We start from the raw sequence: 20,205 nt of genomic DNA, 5'->3' as shown, positions 1-20,205 counted from the left end.
GGCGGACGTCCCGGACGCCGTCAGGCCACCTTCACCAGGCCGCCGTCGATCAGGTAGTCCGCTCCCGTCACGCTCCCGGCCACCGGCGACGCCAGGAAGGCGATCAGGGCGGCGACCTCTTCGGGCTCGGCGAGGCGCCCGGTCGTCATGCCCATGAACTCGGGCGCCCGGGTGAGGAAGTCCGCGTGGTCGACGCCGTTGGCCGCGGCCAGCTGGGCGCCGAAGCTGCCCGGGGCCTCCCAGAGGCCGGTGCGGACCGGGCCCGGTGACACCGTGTTGACGCGGACGCCGCGCGGGCCGAACTCCTCCGCGAGCGCCTTGCCGAGGGCGGTCAGGGCGGCCTTCGCGACGTTGTAGTCGACGGGCCCGGCGGCCGGCATGCGGGCCCCGACGGAGGAGACGTTCACCATCGCGCCCTGCCGCTCGATCAGGGTGGGCAGGGCGGCGCGGGCCAGGCGCTGTGTCGCGTAGAAGTTCACGTCGAAGGTGCGCCGCCAACCGTCGTCGTCGACGTCGAGGAAGCTGCCCACGCGCGTGGAGTCGCCGCCACCGACGTTGTTGACCAGGATGTCGAACTCCCCTGCCTGGGCGACGAGTTCATCCGGGCCGTCCGGGGTCGCCAGGTCGACGGAGACCGCCCGCGCGCCCGTCTCCTTCAGCTCGGGCGTGATCGTGCGTGCCGCGCCGACGACATGGGCGCCCTCCGCGACCAGGGCGCGGACGACGGCCAGGCCTATGCCGCGGCTCGCGCCGGTGACGAGGGCGGCCTTGCCGGTGAGGTTCAGCTCCATCAGCCCTGCTCCATTTTTTAACCGTAGGTACAAAACATGGACACACGAAAACCGGGCCCCGCCCCGTACGTGTCACAGCGTGTCGAGCAGCCCGTCCACCACGCGCTCCACCTGGGCCCGCCCGTCGGCCGTCTTGGCCAGGACCCGCATACCGATCACGGCGCCCAGCAGGAGTGAGGCGAGGGCCCGTACGTCGCGCGCGGCATCGATCTCCCCGGCGCGCTGCGCCTTCTGGAGCTCGGCGAGGAACGCCTGCTCGGTGCGCGCGAACATGCGGCGCACCGTCTCCGCGGCCGCCGGGTCCGACCGCGCCAGCTCGGTCGCCGTGTTGACCGCCATGCATCCACGCCGGTCCGAGTCGGTGAAGTCGAGTTCGACCAGGAGCCGCAGGGCTTCGCGGATACGCGCCCTGACCGGGCCCGGCCCCTCCAGGAGCTCCGTCAGACGGACGGCCTGGGTGTCCCGGTAGCGGGTCAACGCCCGGTCGAACAGGGCGCGTTTGCCGCCGAAGGCGTTGTAGAGGCTGCCCTTGCCGAGGCCCAGCTCGTCGACGAGGTCCTGCGGAGTGGTCGCCGCGTACCCCTTGCGCCAGAAGACGTCCATCGCGCTGTCCAGCACCTGGTCCTCGTCGAACGTCCGCGGTCTCGCCATGGCAGGACCGTACGAGGTAATGGACCTGTGGGTCAATAACCGAGGACGAAATGAACCCCGGCCGGGTGGGGGGTGGACCGGCCGGGGTTCAGTCCCCCGTTCACTCAGTGGCTGTGGCAGGGCCCTCGCGGTTTCCCGAAGGGCCCTCGTGGCTACTTGAAGGCGGCGAACGCCTTCTGGAACGCGTTGGCCGACTGCTCGATCGAGCTGCAGGTCGGCTGCGCCGAGTTCGAGGCGCCGCCCTCGCACTGCTTGTCGCGGGTCGCGGACCACATCGACAGGCCGCCCAGGCCCTTCTCCTTGGCGAAGGTGACCAGCTGCGTGGCGTCGTCGACCTTGAAGACCTCGGCGCTGACGTCGTTGACGCCGATCATCGGGGTGATCGCGACGGCCTTCCAGGCGGCGGCGTCGGAGAGGCCGAGCGCGCTCTTGATCTGGGCCTGCGTGGCGGTCGCGGCCTGCTCGGCGTAGGTGCCCATGTCGCCGTCGTACGAGGCGCCGTAGTCCATCGCCATGATGTTGACGAGGTCGGCGTTCGCGCCGTTGGACTTGGCGTTCTTCAGGAAGTTCACGCCGTCCGAGGTGAGGCCCTCGGGCATGACCGGGAGCGTGAAGGAGACGTTCAGGTCCGGGTTGTCCTTCTGGAGGGTCGCGATGGCCTGGGCGCGCTTGGTGTTGGCGGCCGTGTCCGGCAGGGCGCCGCCCTCGACGTCGAAGTCGACCTTGGTGAGCTTGAACTGGTCGACGACCTTCTGGTACGCCTTCGCCAGCTCGCCCGCCGAGGAGCAGGCCTGCGCCAGCTCGGTGCCGGAGGCGCCGCCGAAGGAGACCCGGACGTCGCCGCCCGCGGCCCTCAAGTCACCGATCTGCGAGGCGACTTCGTCGCTGCCGAGGTCGGTCACGCCGCCCCACTTCGGGCTGCAGTCGCCGCCTGAGGTGATGAAGGCGAGGTTGTACTCCTTGACGCCGGAGGCCTTGGAGGAGGCGACCAGGTCGAACTTCGGGTACAGCGACGTGTCGACGTACGGGGCGAAGCCGGCGCCCGCCGCCGAACCGGAGCCCGAGCCCGAACCGGAGCCGGACGAGGAGGACGCCGAGGGGCTCGCCGTCGCCGTCGTGCTGGGCTTGGCGGTCGAGGACGCCGAGGCGGAGGCGCTCGGGCTGGGCTTCGCCGATTCGGTCGGGCGGCCGCTCGGCTCCGGCGTGGCGGCGTCGTCGACGGAGCACTTGGCGTCGTTGATGAGACAGCCGGTCGGGTCGGCGTCGCCGGAGACGACGAAGCCGACGGTCACGGACTTGCCCGCGGCGATGCCCTGCTTGTCCCAGGAGGAGGGCTTCACGGTGACGTGCGAGCCGGCGACCTTCGAGTCGGCGTTCCACAGCGAGCTGAGCTTGGCGCCGGACGGCAGGTCGAACTCCAGCGTCCAGTCGGACTGGGCCTTGTCCGTGTCGTTCTTGATGACGTACTGGCCGGTGTAGCCGCCGGACCAGCTGCTGGTCTTGGTGTACGCGGCGCCGACCGAGGCCGCCGACGCGCTGGAGGCGAACAGGAAGGCTCCGCCGCCCACGACGGCCGCGGCGACGACGCCGCCTATCGCCTTGTTCCTGCCGCTGACCCTGCGCCGGTGCGTGCTGCTCATCGCGTGCCTGCCTTAGCTGTACGGGGGGTGTTGGGGGTGCGGCAGCACGCTAGCGATCCGGAATCCGTCAATTCGGGCAACCGGGAAGGGGATTGAGGATCTTAGGGTTGGCTTAAGGAAGGGATCGGGAGCGATTAAAGGTCGAGACCAGTCCTTTACGTTCCCGGCCCCGATGTCCGCGTCCGCGGCGGCTCTCACCGGGGGCCCGGCCGTCGAGCTGCACCCAGATGCGCACCTCGGTGCCGCCGAGCACGGACGAGCCGATCCGCACGTCGCCGCCGGTCGACTCGGCGAGGCGGCGCACGATGTCCAGCCCGAGCCCGGTCGAGCCGTCGCTGCCCGACCCCGCGCCCCGGGCCATCGCCGCCTCCGGGTCGAGGATGCCGGGCCCGGCGTCCGAGACGAGCACGATCACGGCGTCCTCGCCGCTGTGCACGTCGACGGCGAAGGCGGTGCCCTCGGGCGTGTGCCGGAACACATTGCCGAGCAGCGCGTCGAGCGCGGCCACCAACTCGCCGCGGGCGACCGGGATCCGCACCGGCCGGTCGACCCCGGCGACCCGGACCTTGCGGCCCTCGTCCTCGGCGAGCGCCGACCAGAAGTCCATCCGCTCCCGGATCACCTCGGCGGCGTCGCAGCCGGCGCCCGGACCGGCCGCGGCGGTCTGCGGCTTGGCGTCCCGCGCCGTACGGATGATGGTGTCGACCTCACGCTCCAGCTGCTCGACGGCGACCCGGGTCTGTTCGGCGGCGGTGCCCTCCCCGAGCGAGGCGACGTTCAGCCGGAGCACGGTCAGCGGCGTGCGCAGCCGGTGCGAGAGGTCGGCCGCCAGCTCCCGCTCGTTCGCCAGGAGCTGCACGACCTGGTCGGCCATGGAGTTGAACGCGACGGCGGCCAGCCGCAGTTCGGTGGGCCCGTCCTCGGGGACGCGCGCGCCGAGCTTGCCCTCCCCCAGGTCGTGCGCGGCGCCGACCAGCCGCTGCGCGGGCTGCACCATGCGCACCCCGAGCCGGTCGGCCACGGCCACCGAGCCGATGATGAGGGCGACGCCGACGCCGGCGAGCACGACCCAGGAGGTCGTCACGCCATTGGTGACCTCCGCCTCGGGGACGAACACCTCGACGACGGCGATCTTCACGGTGCTCACGGCGATCGGCTGCAGCCACACGGAACCGCCCGGGACCTCGTCGTGCCGGGCCCGGCTGATGTCCAGGCTCGCCGGGTCCACCCACTGCTTGCCGAGCCGGATCTCGGGATCCCCGCCGGCTGCCGGGACGTACACGGACATCCGGTCCTCGCCGCCGGTCTGCGCGGTGGCGAGCGCCCGGGCGAGCTGGTCGCGGTCGGTGGTGATGGAGAGGGTGGGCCCGATGGCGGCGGCGGTCCGCTCGGCGTTCGAGAACGCCCGGTCCCGCGCCATCTCCTTGATGACGAGCCCGAGCGGAACGGCGAACGCGACCACCACCATCGTCGTGACGGCCAGGCACACCTTGACCAGTGCCCATCTCACAGCGACGACTCCGGGCGCGGCGGCTCCAGCTTCACGCCGACGCCGCGCAGGGTGTGCAGATAGCGGGGGCGCGCGGCCGTCTCGCCCAGCTTCCGGCGCAGCCAGGACAGATGGACGTCGATGGTCTGGTCGTCCCCGTACGACTGCTGCCACACCTCGGCGAGGAGTTCCTTGCGGGGGACGACGACGCCGGGGCGCCCGGCGAGGAAGGCCAGCAGGTCGAACTCGCGGCGGGTCAGGTCGAGCCGGGCCCCGTCCAGCTCGGCCTGGCGGCGCAGCGGGTCGATGGACAGCCCGCCGACCTGGAGCAGCCGGGACGGCGGCTCGGCGGCGGCGCTCCCGCGCGAGCGGCGCAGCACGGCGGCCATCCGCGCGGACAGGTGCTCGGGCGAGAACGGCTTGGTCAGGTAGTCGTCGGCGCCGTCGTTCAGCAGCCGGACGATCTCGGCCTCGTCGTCCCGGGCCGTGGCGATGATCACGGGTACGTCGGTGATGCCGCGCAGCATCTTCAGCGCCTCGGCCCCGTCCAGGTCGGGCAGACCGAGGTCGAGGATCACCACGTCGAAACGGAAATGGGCGACCTCGCGCAGCGCCTCCAGGGCCGTGCCGACGCTGCGCACGGTGTGCGCTGCGTCGGTCAGGTGCCGGATGAGGGCGGAGCGCACGAACTGGTCGTCCTCGACCACGAGCACACTTGCCATGGGCGGCACCGTACGCCATCCGGGCGTTTGCGGTCCTCCCCCCGAGTGACCGCGGACTCTGTGGGACAGCGGTGGCGGGTGTGGTGCAGTATGGCCCGCGATGCAACCGATGCCACCGCCACCGCAGCCCCCGGATCCGTCTCGGGTCCCGCACCCGATGCGCCGGGGTCTGGTGCACACGGTGGCCTGGCTGCTGGCCACCGGGGCCGCGGTGACCCTGTCGTGGTGGGGCGTGCACACGGTGATGTCCGGAACGGCGTACGACCCGCCGAGGGCGCTGCCGGTGGTCGCGGCCGACGAGTCCGACTCGGCGTCGCCTCTCTCCTCGTCCACGCACCGGCCGGAGCCGTCGCCGTCCACGACGTCGTCCACGCCCTCGTCGAAGCCGTCGAAGCCGAGCCGGACGCCGTCGGCGACGCCCCGGCCCGGTACGTCGCCGCCCGGCGCCGCGTCCTCCGCCACGGCGTCCGCCGGGAACGTGAAGAGCTATGCGACGGAGGGCGGCCGTGCGGTCTTCGACCTCGGCGAGACGTCGGCGACGCTGGTGTCCGCGACGCCGGGCCCCGGCTGGTCGGTGCAGGTGTGGAAGCAGACGACGTGGATCCGAGTGGAGTTCACGTCCGGAGAGAAGAAGGTGTCGGTGTTCTGCACCTGGCACGACCACCGGCCGACGGTGGAGATCGCCGACTACTGACCGAGGCCTGCCGTCAGCGGAACACGGAGGGCGGCGGCGCAGGGGACGCCTTCGCGGCGGCGTCCGCGACCGGCACGGCTCCGCCCGTGAAGTCCACCAGCGCCCGGCCGTGCTCCACCCGGCCGGGGTGCGGGTCGCCCGCCGCGCGCCGGGTCAGTTCGGCGACCGGCAGCGGCAGCGCCGACGCCACCAGGACCGCGTTGCCGAAGCGCTTGCCGCGCAGCACCGTGGGGTCGGCGATCAGGGCCAGTTCGGGGAAGACGGCCGCGGCGGTGGCGATCTGCGCGCGCAGATACGCGAGGGGCGGGCCGTCGGCGAGGTTGGCGACGTAGGTGCCGGCGGGCCGCAGCACGCGCCGCACCTCGGTGAGGAACTCGGTGGTGGTGAGGTGGGCCGGGGTACGGGCCCCGCTGAACACGTCCGCCACCAGGACGTCGGCCCAGTCGTCGGGCAGCTTGGCGAGGGCGGCGCGGGCGTCCGCCGTCCGGACGCGGATACGGGCTCCGGGGTCCAACGGCAGCGCGGAGCGCACGAGTTGGACGAGGGGGCCGTCGCTCTCCACGATCTGCTGGGTGGCGCGGGGCCGGGTCGCCGCGACGTAGCGGGCCAGGGTGAAGGCGCCGCCCCCGAGGTGCACGGCCTGGACCGGGCGGCCCGGGTCCGCGGCCAGGTCGAGGACGTGGCCGATGCGGCGCTGGTACTCGAAGGAGAGGTGGGCGGGGTCGTCGAGGTCGACGTGCGACTGCGGCGCACCGTCCAGGTACAGGGTCCAGCCGGCCGGCCGGTCCCGGTCGGGTATCAGCTCGGCGAGCCCGCCGTCGACGCTCTGCACGACGGACTCCCGGGATCCCCGGCCGTCCCTGTCGCCCTTGCGCCCCTGATTCCCGCGTGACCTCGCCATCCGGCCATTATCCGTGGGCGCGGTCCGAAGGGCGCCCCGAAGGGGGTTCGAGCAGGGCGCCGGCGGGCGACGGGCGGGCGGACCGGCTCAGCGGCAGTTGTCGGCGGCCTCGATCAGGCGGGCCGCCTCGTCGAGCGCGGCGCGCAGCACGGCCGGGTCGGTGACGAGGTCGCCGTCCGGCGAGGCCGCGGGGTCGGGCGGCAGCAGCCAGCCGGTGCCCTCGACGGGCGGGGCGAGCGAGAGGCCCCGCCCCTGGGTGTGCGTACAGGCGCTGCCCGGCACGTCCCAGCCGTCGGCGGTGCCGGGCGGGACGAGGAAGCCGAGGGTGTCGCCGCCGCCGTCGTGCAACACCGGGCCGACCGGTTCTGTGCTGCCGCGGCGCAGGATGTCGACCGCCTCCAGGCCCTGCCGGGACGGCACCGTCACGAGGTCGCAGGCGCCGGGCGGCTGCGCACTGCGCTCCTCGCTCGGGCAGTGCCGCGCCGTCGACAACGACGCCGCGGGTTGTGACGTCATGGGAAGTGACGCGTCCAACATGTCGGCCCCTCCTCGCTCTTCGCGTACGTGGCTCTCACGCCAGATGGGGTTTCGCCGCATGGTTCAACGCATACGGGCGTCAACGGCTACGGCGGCACGCCGCCGCAAAGGATGGCAGTTCATGGCAGATCGCGGGTGAGATATCCGTTTTGTAGCCAAACACTGCGTGTCGGGACTGTCACAGCCGGTACCTTCGAGCCTCGCCGGAACAAGGGAGTTGCCGACTCGCAGGTGCTGCCCGGCTTCCCGAGTCCGCCCAACTCCCCTGGTCTCCGGCACGGTTCGCACGGGAGGACCCGCCCATGACGTCGTCTCCGTATGTCCCGGCCGCCTCGGAACCCCAGGCCCCGCGGCCGAATCTCGCCTTCCGGCGGCTGCGCGGGCAGCGCTCGCCGGGCGAGTTCGCCGCCGCGGTACGGCGTGCGGCCCGCGAGATCGGCGAGCGGGTCAGCTGCGACGCGCGCTACATCGGCCGCGTGGAGGCGGGCGCGATCCGCTGCCCCAACTACGCGTACGAGCGGGTGTTCCTGCACATGTTCCCGGGCCGGTCGCTCACGGACCTCGGGTTCGCGCCCCGCGCCTCGGTACGCGGCCGGGGCGCGCGCCCACCCGTGGCCACCGCGCACCCGCGCCCCGATGACCCCGAAGTCCCTGAGCACACGCACCACGAGGAGAGCGACGTGCGGCGTCGCGCATTCATGACCGGCATGACCGGCTCGACGGCCACCGTGGCCGTCGCCACCCTGACGCCCTTCGGCGTCCCGCTCGGCGCCGCCCCCGGTGACGCCGCTCTCGACCGGCATCCCGCGCGGGCCGGCGCCGGCGCGGTGGAGGAGGCGATCCGGCGGATCCGGCTGCTCGACGACCGGCACGGCGGCGACGGCCTGTACCGGCGGGCGGCGACGCCGCTGCGCACCGCCTTCGAGCTGCTCGACGCGGGCACCGCGCAGGGCGACGTCGCCGAGCGGCTGACCGCCGGGGCGGGTGAACTGTCCATCTCGGTGGGCTGGTTGGCGCACGACTCGGGCCGGTTCGACGACGCGCGTTCGCACTACGCGGAGGCGCTCGCCACGTCGCGGATGGCGGGTGACGAGGCGCTGGAGGCGCACGCGTTCTGCAACACCGCGTTCCTCGCGCGCGACGCGGGCCGCCCGCGCGAGGCCGTACGGGCGGCGCAGGCGGCGGCCCGGGTGGCGGCGCCGCTCGGTTCGCCGCGGCTGCTCTCGCTGCTCGCGCTGCGGGAGGCGGGCGGCTGGGCCGGGCTCGGCGACCGCCCGGCGTGCGAGCGGTCGCTGGCGCGGGCGCAGGCGTTGTTCGCGCGGGGCGGCTCGGACGCGGACCCGGAGTGGATGTCGTTCTACGGCGAGGCCGAGCTGGAGGGTCTGGAGGCGCAGTGCTGGTCGGCGCTCGGCGAATGGCACCGCGCCGCCCGGCACGCGCGGCGCGCCGCCGCCCTGCAGGATCCGCACTTCACCCGCAACATCGCCCTGTACACCGCCGAACTGGCGGACGACCTGGCCCGCTCCGGCCGGCCCGACGAGGCCGCCGACGCGGGGTCGCGGGCGCTCGGCCTGCTCCGCGATGTGCGGTCCTCCCGGATCGAGTCGATGCTGGCGACCACGGCGCGGGTTCTTCTGCCCCATCGCCGGGCGGCCGGGGTCGCATCCTTCCTGGAGGCACACGCGACGTCGCGCCGCTAGCGGCCCCGCTCCGGTCGCCGGGTGCGGATCGCGCAGTTCGATGAGGCAGCAGCGAAGCTGCATGCCTCAGGGGCGCGGGGAACTGCGCGAGAAGCCCCACCGGGCCGCACCCGCCGACGAAACACCACCCGCAACGGCGCGGACGCGTGACCGGTCAGCCCACCGCCAGGTGCCCCGTCTCGTTCCAGCTCTCCAGCGCCGGCTCCCCATAGGCCCAGCCCAGTACGGACAGCGACGTCGGGTTGAGCCGGATCCGGGACGCGAAGTCGAGGGGGAGGCCGAGCCAGCGTGCCCCGATCGACCGCAGGATGTGCCCGTGCGCGAAGACCAGGACGTCGCGGTCGGCGGACCGGGCCCAGGCCACGACCTCGTCGGCCCGCGCCGTCACCTCGGCGAGCGTCTCACCGTCGGGCACACCGTCGCGCCAGATGAACCAGCCGGGCCGCAGCTCCTGGATCTGCGCCGGGGTGAGGCCCTCGTACGCGCCGTAGTCCCACTCCATGAGCGCGTCCCACGCGGTGGCCCGGTCCCCGAATCCGGCGAGCTCGCACGTCTCGCTCGCCCGCACCAGCGGCGACGTGCGCACCTCCACGTCGGCCAGACCGTCGTAGGGCGCCCGGTGCAGCCGTTCGCCGAGCAGCTTGGCGCCGCGCCGCCCCTCTTCCAGGAGCGGGATGTCCGTCCTGCCGGTGTGCCGTCCGGACAGGGACCATTCCGTCTGTCCGTGCCGGGCCAACAGGATGCGCGGTGCCATGCGGGGACCTTTCACGACGACAGGACATACGGGGTGAACGGGGAGCGAACGGGGAACGTTGCCCCGTCCATCATCGCGCAACCTGATTGCGGACCGCCCGCCGGGCAACCCGGTCAGTGATCTCCGCGTCTACGAGGGTCAGGGGTAAGCCTCCCAGCACCCCGCTTACACCGTAGGGTGACCGATGTGGCCGGAGGCCGCCGGACGAGGAAGAGGGGGAGCGGCCCGAAATGTCGCAGATCGACCACGCACCACGCACGGAGGCGATACCCGGCGCCCGGCTCCGCTGGTGGACCGAACTGCCGCTGCTCGTCCTCGTGTACGGCGCGTACTCGGCGGGCCGGCTGCTCGCCCGCGGCGATGTGAGCACGGCCGTCGACCACGGGCTCGCGATCCTCCGCGCCGAGAAGGCCGTCCACCTCAATCTCGAACACCCGCTGAACCGTCTCTTCACCCGCGAGGCCTGGATCGGCGTCCCCGCCGACTTCTGGTACGCCTCGCTGCACTACGTGGTCACCCCGGCCGTCCTGATCTGGCTCTTCCGCCGCCGCGCCCACCTGTACCGGGCGGCCAGGACCTGGCTGATGACCTCCACGATGATCGGCCTGATCGGCTTCACGCTGCTGCCGACCTGCCCGCCGCGGCTGCTCACCGCGAGCCACGGTTTCGTCGACACGATGGCCCAGTACAGCTCGTACGGCTGGTGGGGCGGCGCGGCCAGCGCGCCCAAGGGCCTGGGCGGCATGACGAACCAGTACGCGGCGATGCCGAGCCTGCACGTCGGGTGGGCGCTGTGGTGCGGGATCATGCTGTGGCGCCACAGCCGCAACCCGTACGTGAAGGCCGCGGGCGTCGCCTACCCGCTGATCACCACGATCGTCGTGATGGGCACGGCCAACCACTACTTCTTCGACGCGCTGGCCGGGGTCGCCGTGATGGGCGCGGGTCTGCTGCTCACGAAGCCGGTGACCAGGCTCGCGGCACGGGCCAGGGACCGGGTGAACGTCATGGCCGCGGGCGGTTCCGAAGCAGCCCCTTCCGCCACACGTTCCTCGATTGTCAGTGGAGAGTGCCAGACTTCCCCGGGTGAGCGAATTCCCCGACAGCGCAAGGCTGCCGCGCCCCGCGACTCAGGCGACGGGGCTGCGGCACCGGCTCGCTGAGCTGCGCGGCCCCGACAATCCGCCGCGCCCGCTGGACGCCCGCGCCCTGGCCGCGCTCGCGGCGAACCCGGGGTGCAGCAGGCGCGCGCTGCTGGACGGCGCGGGAGTGGACAAGGCCCGTCTCGCGGACGCGCTCGGCTCGCCCTCCGCGTTCGGCCAGTCCCAGTTCGCGCTGACCCGCGGCAATGTGTTCGAGGCGCGGGTGAAGGCGGACGGCGGCGCCCAGCTGCTGCACCTGGTGCACGCGCGCGTGGGCGGCGACGCCCCGGAGCCGGCCCCCGAGCTCGTCCGCGCCCCCGACCTGTCGGCGATCGGGCCCGAGGGCCGCACCGAGCGCACGCGCCTCGCGCTGCGCGAGGCGGTGGAGGCCCCCGGCACCTGGACGTTCCTCGACCATCCGATGCTCGCCCTGGACGTGGCGGGCAGCCCGGCGTTCCTGGAGCCGGACGCGGTGGTCGTGCATCCCGACGGGAGCTGGACGGTCGTCGAGATCAAGTCCTTCCCGATGATCGACGGCGCAGCGGACGCGGCGAAGGTGGGCGCGGCGGCCCGCCAGGCGGCGGTGTACGTGCTGGCCCTGGAGCAGCTCGCGGACCGGATGCCGGACATCGCGGTGCGGGTCCGTGACCGCGTCGTCCTGGTCTGCCCGAAGGACTTCTCGAACCTGCCGGCCGCGTCGGCCGTCGACGTGCGCCGGCAGCTGTCGGTGACGCGGCGCCAGTTGCGGCGCCTGACCCGGATCGAGGACATCGCGGCGCAGCTGCCGCCCGGCACCGTCCTCGACCCGGCCCGCTCCCCCGCCGAGCTGACGGCGGCCGTCGAATCGGTGCCCGCGACGTACGCGCCGGAGTGCCTGGCCGCGTGCGAGCTGGCGTTCCACTGCCGTGACCGGTCGCGGGCGGCGGGCGCGGTGACGGCGCTCGGCCGGCCGCTGCGCGCCGAGCTCGGCGGTCTGACCACGGTGGACGCGGTGCTCGCCGCCGCCCACGGCGAGGCGGGCGACCCCGCGGATCCGACGGTGGCGGCGCTGCGGCGGGCGGCGGCGCTGCGGGCCGAGGCATTGGCGGGGGCGCGGTGCTGAACCCTGATGTGACCGGCCTGTCCGAGGAGCCCACCCCGTGAGCCTGATCAACCACCTGGCCCGGCTGGAAGCCACCAGCACCGGCCGCGCCCAGCCCACCGCCACGGTCCGGCACCGGCATCTGTCCCAGCGCCCGCTGGTCCTCGTGCCGCTCATCACCGCGGGCGAGACGGGCGCCCCGCTCGGCGCCCTGGTCGGCACCGAGCGCACCGCACCCCGCCTGCTCGTCGTGCCGCAGCCCCGCGACCGCGACCTGCGCTTCGCCTTCCTGACGCAGCTCGCGGAGACGGTCCTGCCGTACGTCGACGGGTACACCGCCGAGGTCGAGGCCGCCGAGCGCAGCGAGACCGACCCGGAGACCGGCAAGAAGGTCAAGGTCGAGGTCGAACTGTGCGCGGACGCGCCGCAGTTGATCGTGCCGAGCCGCGCGGGCATCGAGTTCGTCCGGCTGCTCGGCCGCTCGATGCGCTTTCGCCGGACGGCCGAGCAGGATCCCGAGACGCCGTACCCGGCGCCGCCGCACGTCCCGCTGCTCGGCCGCTGGCTGACGCACTACGGCGAGCGGGCCAGGGTCCCCGGCTCCTCGCTCCTGCTCGCCATGACGGACCTGCTCTCCCGGCACTGGGCGACGGGGCAGTCGAGCCTGGAGGACCAGCACCTGGGGGCGCTGCTGGCCTGGATCGCCGCGCCGGAGGGCACGTCGGGCGCCGAGGCCGCGCTCCGCGCCGAGCTGGACCGGGGCGCGGACGGCCAGCTGCTGTGCCCGCCGGCCGGCCCGGCCACGGACCCGGCCTTCGACAACAGACTGCTGGCTCCCGCGATCGAGCGCTACGACCGGGCCCGTACGCGGCTGGCCGCCACCGAGGACGCGGTCGAGGCCGACGGCCGCCTGGCCGAACTCACCGCGGCCGAGCGGGAGATCCACGATCTGGTGGAGTCACGGACCCGGCCCACCTGGGACGCGGTGTGGCGCGGACTCGACCTGCTGTGCACGCTGCCCGAGGGCCCGCGCGCCGCGGAGCGCTGGACGCGGGACCGGTGGTCGTTCACCGGGCACCGCGACCGGGTCGCCGCGGGCGAACCGCCGCAGCCGCGCCGCGACGACGCGGTGACCGCGGCCAACAAGCTGGCGACGCGCGAGCGTGAACAGGCCCGCCTGGACGCGCAGGAGGCGCTCGACGACCCGCTGGTGATGGCGGGACGGCGGCTGTCCGGGGAGGCGTTCGCCGGAGAGGTGACCGAGGTCGTGGCGGCGTACAACGACAAGAAGCGCCCGCGGCCGCTGGTCACGGTGCGCACGGAGGACCGGCCGCATCTCGGGGAGCGCGTGAAGGTGTACCGCTCCCTGGCCGGCAAGCCGCAGGCGGCCGAGTTCGTGGGGTACGAGGACGGCGCCGACGGTTCCCCGGGCGCGGTCGTCCTGCGGGTGCTGGACAAGATGGGGCGCGGCAAGGAGCCGGAGGACGGGTCGGTGCCGGGCAAGGGGGACCGGGTGTGCTGGACGCTGTTCGAGCACGAGCAGCGCGGCGGGCCCACACTGCCGGATCCGGAGGAGACCCCGTGGACGCACGGCGGCCCGCCGGGCTCGGCCGCGGAGACACCGGACGCCGTGACCTCGGAGGACCTCCTGTGACCGTGACACCGCTGACCCCGGCCGTCCTCAGCCCGTCCGTCGCCGCCACCCGGGCGACGGAGGCCATCTTGCGCGACACGCTCCACGGCGACGCGCGCGGCGTCGTGGTGGACTCCCCGCCGGGCGCCGGGAAGTCGACCCTGGTGGTGCGGGCCGCGCTCGAACTGGCCGGTGCGGGAAGGCCGTTGATGGTGGTCGCGCAGACGAACGCGCAGGTGGACGACCTCGTCGTACGGCTCCACGAGAAGAACCCGGAGCTGCCCGTCGGCCGGCTGCACAGCAGTGACCCGGACGCGTACGACAAGGCGCTCGACGACCTGGCGAACGTGCGAACGTCGACGAAGGCGGGCGATCTGGCACCGCTGCCGGTGGTGATCTCGACCGCCGCGAAATGGGCCCATGTGAAGGGCGTCGATCCGTGGCGGCACGCCATCGTGGACGAGGCGTACCAGATGCGGTCCGACGCGCTGCTGGCCGTGGCCGGGCTGTTCGAGCGGGCGCTGTTCGTGGGCGATCCGGGGCAGTTGGACCCGTTCGCGATCGTCGGCTCGGAGCAGTGGGCGGGGCTGTCGTACGACCCGTCGGCGTCGGCGGTGTCGACGCTGCTGGCCCACAACCCCGACCTGCCGCAGCACCGGCTGCCGGTGTCGTGGCGGCTGCCGGCGTCGGCGGCGCCGCTGGTGTCGGGGGCGTTCTATCCGTTCACTCCGTTCCGCAGCGGCACCGACGAGGGCGACCGGGAGCTGAGCTTCCGTGCGGCGTCGGACGGTTCGGGCCCCGACCGGGTCATCGACGAGGCGGCCGAGTCGGGCTGGGGCCTGCTCGAACTGCCCGCCGCGCACACGCCCCGGACCGATCCGGAGGCGGTGCGGGCGGTGGCGCTCGTGGTGCGGCGGCTGCTGGACCGGGAGGGCGTCACGCGTTCCGAGCGGGGTCCGCGGGAGGCTCCGCTGACGGCGGACCGGATCTGTGTCGGCACCGCGCACCGCGACCAGGCGGCGGCGGTGCGGGCCGCGCTGGCCGAGCTGGGCGTCACGGACGTCACCGTGGACACGGCGAACCGGCTGCAGGGCCGGGAGTTCGACGTGACCGTGGTGCTGCACCCGCTGTCCGGGCGGCCGGACGCGACGGCGTTCCACCTGGAGACGGGCCGGCTGTGCGTGCTCGCGTCCCGGCACCGGCATGCGTGCATCGTGGTGTGCCGGGAGGGGGTCGCCGATCTGCTGGACGAGCATCCGTCGACGGAGCCGGTGCAGCTGGGAGTGACTGTGAAGTTCCCGGACGGCTGGGAGGCCAATCACTCCGTGCTGGCCCGGCTGTCGGAGCACCGGGTGGCCTGGAGACCGTAGGCAGGGCCCCCTTGCGTCCCCGGGGACAATGGAAGATGGCCCCGGCACGGACCGCGGGGCCGCACGTCTGCACGAGGAGGAACCACCATGGCGGAGCCCGAGCGGCCCCGTACCCCGCAGCCGCGGCTGCGGCCCGCCCCGCTGATCTTCGAGCCCGCGCAGGCCGCCGCCGACCCGGAGCACTTCTTCGACCTGGAGTCCCTGGAGGACCCTCGCGAGCTGCTGGCCCGCGCCACAGAGCTGACGCACGCGTTCCGCGCGGCGACCGACCGGTCCGTCGAGTTCCAGGCGATCGCGGCCGCCCAGCTCGCCGACCCGCGCCGCTTCGACCGGCTCACCACGGCCGACATCGCGGAGCGCGCGGAGTGGACCGAGGACTATGCGAAGAAGATGGTCGAATTCGGCCGTGACCTGCTGCGCGGCACCACCGAGCAGACCCCGTAAAGATCTTTTGGCATATGCCAGAGGGGCAAGATACTCCACCCCGCCCCCTCCTGTCCCGGTTTCCCGCAACCGTTGGGAGCTATGCGTGCACGCCCTGTAGATGTGGGTGGCATGAGCAGCGCACACCCCCACCTTGCCCCTGCCCCCGGCAACCTCGACGACCGCTTCGACGTCAGCGGAGTCACTCCGGAGGGCGCCGCCTGGCTCGCATCCGCAGGATCGTATCCGCGCTCCACGCTGGCCCACTGGGAGTCCCGGCCCACGGCCCCCGTGGTGCTGCCCTGCGGCTCCGTCTTCGACGTGGTGAACGTCCCGGCGATCTTCGGCCGCCGCATGTTAGACCGGCTCTGGGACGAAGGCCCCGGCTCCGGCCCGGTCGCCGCCCACCGCGGCCGCATGCTGCTGTTCACCGCGCCGGGCACCGCCCAGCGCCTGCCCTCGCTCCTCGAATGGGAGGAGTGGGGCCCCGCGGTGCCGCCCCTGCTCTGTCACGGCACCGGCGACGCGGTCACCGTGCCCGCGCCCGCGCCCGGCTCCGACCAGCGCCTGGAGTCCCGCTGGGTGGTCGCCCCCGACACCCGGCGCCCCTGGTTGCCGGGCCCCGAGGTCCTGCTCTGGGCCTGCGTCCGGGCGGCCCGGGCCAGCGCCCACGCGGCGGTGCGGATATCGATTTTTCCTGCCGCCGATCAGGATGCTAAGGTCTACGACGTCAGCAGGCGCCGCTAGCTCAGTTGGTTAGAGCAGCTGACTCTTAATCAGCGGGTCCGGGGTTCGAGTCCCTGGCGGCGCACAGACGATCGAAGGCCTCTCGCATCAGCGGGGGGCCTTCGGTGTTGGACCGGTTCCGCCTCGGCACCCTTCGCGGCTGGGGGTCCGGGGGTTACCCCCCGGGAGAAAGCAGCATCAGCGGGTCCGGGGTTCGAGTCCCTGGCGGCGCACGTTGTCGGTGGCGGGATGTGTTCGCGGAAAGCGCGAATCGTCCCGCCACCGTTGTTTTTGCGCGACTGCGTCGCGCGTTGTGGGGGCTCCGCCACCCACACCCCCAGCGCGGGGTCGCCGCCCGGGGCGCTGTCACTCGCACCGTCCACACACAGACGCCGCACAGGCCAGCCGGTGGCGGGAGCTCGTTGCCTCCCGCCCCCAGCAGGGCCACAGCTCAGACCGATGAGTGGCGGGCCGGATCAGCCCGTCGTCACCTTGACCGTCCAGGCGCCCGAGGCCGTCCGGTCCTCCACCTCGATCCGGACCTTCTCGCCCGCCGCCGTGTAGCTCTCCCCGACCCCGACCGGCGCGTCCGCGAGTGGTGGGTACACCGAGTCGCCGTAGCAGGCCTCGGTGTCCGGGTGGGCGTCGAGGACCTGGACGGGGCCGCCGCCGGACGAGGAGTCGCTGCGTACCCGGTAGGCGAGGACGCCCTGGCTGCAGGTGGCGCTGTCGTTGCCGCCCCCGCCGCGGGCCTCCAGGGCGATGGCGGTGGCCGGACCGGTTCGTACGACCGCCAGCTTGGTGCCGTCGCCGGTGCCGAACGGGGCGCCGGCCCGGTGCGGCGCCGTGCTCAGCGGCTCCAGCGTCAGCCGGGTCGACCCCGTACGGGACACGCACGCCACCTGCCGCGGATCGAGCCAGCCGAGCTTCCACTTGTGCCAGCCGAAGAAGTCGGGCGCCAGCCCGAACTGGCTGCCCATGACGTCCCAGTCACCGACGTAGGTGTCCCAGTCGCCCTTGCCGTCGGACGGCCGGTGGTAGAGGTCGGGCAGGTCGAAGACGTGCCCCGTCTCGTGCGCGAGGACGTTGCGGTCCGGCGGATGCTGCTCGAAGACCGTGACGATGCGGCGGATGTCCGTGCCGTCCGCCCGCATCGGCCGGTCGAAGTTCACCACCTTCGTGGCGTCCGAGTCGACGCCCGGCGCGTCCGGGTCGGCGACGAAGTAGACGACGTCGTACTTGCTGAAGTCCGTGTGCGGGTCCGCCACTCGCAGCGCGTCGCGCAGGTACGCGCTGCGGTGCGCCGCGTCCCAGTCACGCCGTATCGCGTACGCCGTCGAGTCCTTCGGCATCTCCAGCCAGGTGCGCTGCGGGTGCGGCTCCAGCCGGAACTTGCCGTACGAGGCCCGCTCGAAGAAGCGGCTGGTGGCCGGGAAGTAGTCGGCCGTCAGTTCCTCGGGCGTGGTCAGCGGGGCCGAGTCCGGGAACGAGAGGAAGACCATCACCGCGTTCAGGGTCTTCTTGGGGCGCGGATAGGCCGCGTTCCAGGTGTCCAGGCCTTCGGAGTGGTGGGCCGCGGTGCGCTCCAGTGCGCACGGGCCCGCGTACGGAGCGGCGGCCGCCGGGCCCGCTACGAGGCCTGTGGCCGCCAGGGCGGTGAGAGCGGTCAGCGCCGCCGCGGTGGCGCGCAGGCGGGGCTTGTCCACTCCCCCGGGTGGCTGCGGACGCGGCAAGTCGACCTCCGGGAGGGGAATGTGAGACACCCAACCCAGAGTGTGGGTATTTGTAGTCCTTCGCCCTGTTTATCTGGCCCGGATGAGTGAGGGACCGACACCCCGAACGGTCACGGAACGTCACAGTTGATCGAGGTGCGGCAGCAGCCCGACCGGATGCGGGCAGAAACGATCTGACAGGCCCGGGTCCGTCCGGCTGGAACCCCACTGCCCCGTGGACGAGGCTGGATAGGCCCTCCGACCGGCCTCTATGATCGGCACTCTTCCCTGCCGGGACCCGGCCGCAGCAGACCACGCGACCAGACGACGCACCATGGGAGCGAGCGGTGAGCGCACAGCCCGAAGGGCCCACGACCGCGGCGGAGGTGTCCCCGCCCGGCCCGCGCCCCGAATTCCTCACGGAGAGTGGCCGGCCACACGAGCACCGCCCGAAGGGTGTGCACGGGGCCGCGTTCCTCGCCGCGCCCCAGCCCATGCTGCTCGTCGGCCGCGACGGTGTGATCGTCGGTGCCAACGCGGCCGCGCTCGCGCTGCTGCACGGCGAGGGCACCCGGCCGCTCGTCGGCCGCGACGCCGCCGAACTGCTCGACCTGACCTCCGACCCGCGCACCCGGGACGCCTACGCCGAGGTGCTCCGCGGCCGGCAGGCCCGGCTCGGCCGCACCCGCCGCCTCAAGCACGCCGCGGGCCACTCCATGTGGGTACGGATCACGGTGTCGCCCGTGCCCGGCGCGGACGTCGTCCTGCTCTCGCTCAGCGACATCGGCGAGCACCGCGACCTCCAGGCCCGGCTGCGCCATCTGCAGATGCACGACCCGGTGACCCGGCTGCCCAACCGTGCCCTGTTCTTCGAGCGGCTGACCGCCGCCCTGGAGGCCGGTACGTACGAGGGCTCGGGCACGACCGGCCGGGTGGGCCTGTGCTATCTCGACCTCGACGGGTTCAAGGCGGTCAACGACACCCTCGGCCACCATGTCGGCGACCGGCTGCTCGCCGCCGTCGCCGAGCGGCTCACGCACTGCGCGGACCTGGCCCGGCACGCCACCGGCGCCCCGCTGGTGGCCCGGCTCGGCGGCGACGAGTTCGCGCTCCTCGTGGAGGACTCGACCGGTACGGAACAGCTGGCGGATCTGGCGGAGGCGGTGCTCAGGGCGCTGCAGGAGCCGTTCGACCTGTCCGGGCAGCGGCTGTCGGTCTCGGCCTCGATCGGGATCGTCGAGCGGCAGGTCGCGGGCACCACCGCGACGGGCCTGATGCAGGCCGCGGACACCACGCTGTACTGGGCGAAGGCCGACGGCAAGGCGCGCTGGACGCTGTTCGACCCGGAGCGCAACGCCCGTCGGATGACCCGTCAGACCCTGTCGTCCGGGCTGCGGCCGGCCGTCGAGCGGGGCGAGTTCGTGCTGGAGTACCAGCCGTTGGTGCGTCTTGAGGACGGTGGGCTGCGCGGCGTGGAGGCGCTGGTGCGCTGGCGGCACCCGCAGTTCGGCCTGCTCACGCCGAATCGGTTCATCGGGCTCGCCGAGGAGGACGGCTCCATCGTGCAGTTGGGACGGTGGGTGCTGCGGACCGCGTGCGAGCAGGCGCGGCGCTGGCAGGAGGAGCACCCCGGGGTGCCGCCGCTGGTGGTGAGCGTCAATGTGGCGGTGCGTCAGGTGTGGGACTCGGATCTGGTGGCCGATGTGGCGCAGATCCTGGAGGAGACACAACTGGCTCCCGAGATACTGCAGTTGGAGCTCACCGAGTCGGGTGTGATGGGCTCGGCCGGCCGCCCGCTGCAGGCGTTGCGGGCGCTCAGCGACATGGGCGTGAGCATCGCCATCGACGACTTCGGCACCGGCTACTCCAACCTCGCGTATCTGAGCCGGCTGCCGGTGTCGGTGTTGAAGCTGGACGGGGCGTTCGTGCGGGGGTTCCAGGACGACGAGGCGCAGGGCGCGCCCGCGGACCCGGCCGACGCGGTGATCGTGGAGGCGCTGGTGCAGCTGGCCCACCGGCTCGGGCTGACCGTGACCGCGGAGTGCGTGGAGACGGTGGAGCAGGCGGAGCGGTTGCGGTCCCTCGGGTGCGACACGGGGCAGGGGTGGCTGTACTCGCGTCCCGTCGAGGCCGAGCGGATCGCGCACCTGCTCGCCGTCGGGTCCAGGAACCGCTGACGGAGTCGTCCCGCACCGTCCGGCACGCCGCCCCGAAATCGCTCACCCCGCGCACCGGGCGG

General features: G+C 73.3%; 18 protein-coding genes and 1 tRNA gene. 10 read left to right on the top strand and 9 right to left on the bottom strand.

Translation table 11 applies throughout. The features are described from left to right. Nucleotides 1-20 precede the first annotated feature (20 nt). From ACQUQD_RS25815 to ACQUQD_RS25795, 5 genes are all read right to left on the bottom strand, one after another. Nucleotides 21-791: an SDR family NAD(P)-dependent oxidoreductase gene (locus ACQUQD_RS25815; protein WP_428954506.1), complete on the bottom strand. Its 771-nt coding sequence runs from the start codon at nt 789-791 to the stop codon at nt 21-23. Between the two features lie 72 nt (nt 792-863). After that, on the bottom strand, nt 864-1,442 hold the full coding sequence (locus ACQUQD_RS25810) for a TetR/AcrR family transcriptional regulator (RefSeq protein ID WP_428954505.1): 579 nt from the start codon (nt 1,440-1,442) through the stop codon (nt 864-866). Nucleotides 1,443-1,594: 152 nt separating this feature from the next. Then, nucleotides 1,595-3,082 carry a glycoside hydrolase family 18 protein gene (locus ACQUQD_RS25805; protein ID WP_428954504.1) on the bottom strand — a complete coding sequence of 496 codons (1,488 nt, stop codon included), beginning with the start codon at nt 3,080-3,082 and terminating at the stop codon, nt 1,595-1,597. Between the two features lie 112 nt (nt 3,083-3,194). After that, on the bottom strand, nt 3,195-4,592 hold the full coding sequence (locus ACQUQD_RS25800; RefSeq protein WP_428954503.1) for a sensor histidine kinase: 1,398 nt from the start codon (nt 4,590-4,592) through the stop codon (nt 3,195-3,197). Further along, nucleotides 4,589-5,293 carry a response regulator transcription factor gene (locus tag ACQUQD_RS25795; RefSeq protein ID WP_428954502.1) on the bottom strand — a complete coding sequence of 235 codons (705 nt, stop codon included), beginning with the start codon at nt 5,291-5,293 and terminating at the stop codon, nt 4,589-4,591. Before ACQUQD_RS25795 ends, ACQUQD_RS25800 begins: the two co-directional genes overlap by 4 nt. 157 nt (nt 5,294-5,450) lie before the next feature. Between ACQUQD_RS25795 and ACQUQD_RS25790 the strand changes: the two genes are divergently transcribed. Then, complete coding sequence (locus tag ACQUQD_RS25790; RefSeq protein ID WP_428954501.1) at nt 5,451-5,987, top strand: hypothetical protein; 537 nt, start codon at nt 5,451-5,453, stop codon at nt 5,985-5,987. Nucleotides 5,988-6,000: 13 nt separating this feature from the next. Here ACQUQD_RS25790 and ACQUQD_RS25785 read toward each other — a convergent pair whose 3' ends face one another. Together ACQUQD_RS25785 and ACQUQD_RS25780 are read right to left on the bottom strand one after the other, a co-directional pair. After that, entirely contained in the window at nt 6,001-6,888 is an 888-nt protein-coding gene (locus tag ACQUQD_RS25785; RefSeq protein WP_428954500.1) for a spermidine synthase, read from the bottom strand. Between the two features lie 87 nt (nt 6,889-6,975). Further along, a complete protein-coding gene (locus ACQUQD_RS25780; protein ID WP_428954499.1) occupies nt 6,976-7,404 on the bottom strand; it encodes a hypothetical protein in 429 nt (142 codons plus the stop codon). Between the two features lie 323 nt (nt 7,405-7,727). Here ACQUQD_RS25780 and ACQUQD_RS25775 point away from each other — a divergent pair, with 323 nt between their 5' ends. Then, nucleotides 7,728-9,125 (top strand): tetratricopeptide repeat protein, encoded by a 1,398-nt coding sequence (locus tag ACQUQD_RS25775; RefSeq protein ID WP_428954498.1) that lies wholly within the window; start codon nt 7,728-7,730, stop codon nt 9,123-9,125. A 154-nt stretch (nt 9,126-9,279) separates the two neighbouring features. Here the strand turns inward: ACQUQD_RS25775 and ACQUQD_RS25770 are convergent, their stop codons facing one another. Next, complete coding sequence (locus ACQUQD_RS25770; protein WP_428954497.1) at nt 9,280-9,879, bottom strand: histidine phosphatase family protein; 600 nt, start codon at nt 9,877-9,879, stop codon at nt 9,280-9,282. A 230-nt stretch (nt 9,880-10,109) separates the two neighbouring features. On the opposite strand from ACQUQD_RS25770, the gene ACQUQD_RS25765 reads away from it, so the two are divergent. The 7 genes from ACQUQD_RS25765 (at nt 10,110) to ACQUQD_RS25735 (ending at nt 16,339) form a co-directional block, all read left to right on the top strand. Continuing rightward, complete coding sequence (locus tag ACQUQD_RS25765) at nt 10,110-11,042, top strand: phosphatase PAP2 family protein (RefSeq protein ID WP_428954496.1); 933 nt, start codon at nt 10,110-10,112, stop codon at nt 11,040-11,042. Further along, nucleotides 10,993-12,123: a hypothetical protein gene (locus ACQUQD_RS25760; RefSeq protein WP_428957658.1), complete on the top strand. Its 1,131-nt coding sequence runs from the start codon at nt 10,993-10,995 to the stop codon at nt 12,121-12,123. Before ACQUQD_RS25765 ends, ACQUQD_RS25760 begins: the two co-directional genes overlap by 50 nt. A gap of 37 nt (nt 12,124-12,160) precedes the next feature. After that, a complete protein-coding gene (locus tag ACQUQD_RS25755) occupies nt 12,161-13,756 on the top strand; it encodes a hypothetical protein (RefSeq protein WP_428954495.1) in 1,596 nt (531 codons plus the stop codon). A gap of 2 nt (nt 13,757-13,758) precedes the next feature. After that, nucleotides 13,759-15,105 (top strand): AAA domain-containing protein, encoded by a 1,347-nt coding sequence (locus ACQUQD_RS25750; protein ID WP_428957657.1) that lies wholly within the window; start codon nt 13,759-13,761, stop codon nt 15,103-15,105. An 87-nt stretch (nt 15,106-15,192) separates the two neighbouring features. Then, nucleotides 15,193-15,549, top strand: coding sequence for a hypothetical protein (locus ACQUQD_RS25745; protein ID WP_428954494.1), 357 nt, complete (start codon nt 15,193-15,195; stop codon nt 15,547-15,549). Between the two features lie 111 nt (nt 15,550-15,660). Beyond that, nucleotides 15,661-16,275 (top strand): bifunctional DNA primase/polymerase, encoded by a 615-nt coding sequence (locus ACQUQD_RS25740; RefSeq protein ID WP_428954493.1) that lies wholly within the window; start codon nt 15,661-15,663, stop codon nt 16,273-16,275. After that, nucleotides 16,266-16,339 (top strand) — tRNA-Lys (locus ACQUQD_RS25735). Before ACQUQD_RS25740 ends, ACQUQD_RS25735 begins: the two co-directional genes overlap by 10 nt. Nucleotides 16,340-16,730: 391 nt before the next feature. Here the strand turns inward: ACQUQD_RS25735 and ACQUQD_RS25730 are convergent. Then, nucleotides 16,731-18,017, bottom strand: a complete 1,287-nt coding sequence (locus ACQUQD_RS25730; RefSeq protein ID WP_428954492.1) for a M6 family metalloprotease domain-containing protein — start codon at nt 18,015-18,017, stop codon at nt 16,731-16,733. A 296-nt stretch (nt 18,018-18,313) separates the two neighbouring features. Here ACQUQD_RS25730 and ACQUQD_RS25725 point away from each other — a divergent pair, with 296 nt between their 5' ends. After that, nucleotides 18,314-20,143 carry a putative bifunctional diguanylate cyclase/phosphodiesterase gene (locus tag ACQUQD_RS25725; protein ID WP_428954491.1) on the top strand — a complete coding sequence of 610 codons (1,830 nt, stop codon included), beginning with the start codon at nt 18,314-18,316 and terminating at the stop codon, nt 20,141-20,143. The last annotated feature ends 62 nt before the right edge of the window (nt 20,144-20,205 follow it).

Origin of the sequence: Streptomyces sp. cg35 (assembly GCF_050410835.1) — a bacterium.
In the GTDB taxonomy this organism is placed as follows: domain Bacteria; phylum Actinomycetota; class Actinomycetes; order Streptomycetales; family Streptomycetaceae; genus Streptomyces.
The sequence above is the reverse complement of the archived record's forward strand: the minus strand, read 5'-3'. Positions and strand labels throughout refer to the sequence as shown.

Coding starts and splice junctions, on each gene's coding strand:
- ACQUQD_RS25805 (WP_428954504.1), bottom strand. CDS start 3,082: ATGAGCAGCACGCACCGGCGCAGGGTCAGCGGCAGGAACAAGGCGATA.
- ACQUQD_RS25770 (WP_428954497.1), bottom strand. CDS start 9,879: ATGGCACCGCGCATCCTGTTGGCCCGGCACGGACAGACGGAATGGTCC.
- ACQUQD_RS25815 (WP_428954506.1), bottom strand. CDS start 791: ATGGAGCTGAACCTCACCGGCAAGGCCGCCCTCGTCACCGGCGCGAGC.
- ACQUQD_RS25785 (WP_428954500.1), bottom strand. CDS start 6,888: ATGGCGAGGTCACGCGGGAATCAGGGGCGCAAGGGCGACAGGGACGGC.
- ACQUQD_RS25740 (WP_428954493.1), top strand. CDS start 15,661: ATGAGCAGCGCACACCCCCACCTTGCCCCTGCCCCCGGCAACCTCGAC.
- ACQUQD_RS25775 (WP_428954498.1), top strand. CDS start 7,728: ATGACGTCGTCTCCGTATGTCCCGGCCGCCTCGGAACCCCAGGCCCCG.
- ACQUQD_RS25765 (WP_428954496.1), top strand. CDS start 10,110: ATGTCGCAGATCGACCACGCACCACGCACGGAGGCGATACCCGGCGCC.
- ACQUQD_RS25790 (WP_428954501.1), top strand. CDS start 5,451: ATGCGCCGGGGTCTGGTGCACACGGTGGCCTGGCTGCTGGCCACCGGG.
- ACQUQD_RS25795 (WP_428954502.1), bottom strand. CDS start 5,293: ATGGCAAGTGTGCTCGTGGTCGAGGACGACCAGTTCGTGCGCTCCGCC.
- ACQUQD_RS25780 (WP_428954499.1), bottom strand. CDS start 7,404: ATGACGTCACAACCCGCGGCGTCGTTGTCGACGGCGCGGCACTGCCCG.
- ACQUQD_RS25745 (WP_428954494.1), top strand. CDS start 15,193: ATGGCGGAGCCCGAGCGGCCCCGTACCCCGCAGCCGCGGCTGCGGCCC.
- ACQUQD_RS25810 (WP_428954505.1), bottom strand. CDS start 1,442: ATGGCGAGACCGCGGACGTTCGACGAGGACCAGGTGCTGGACAGCGCG.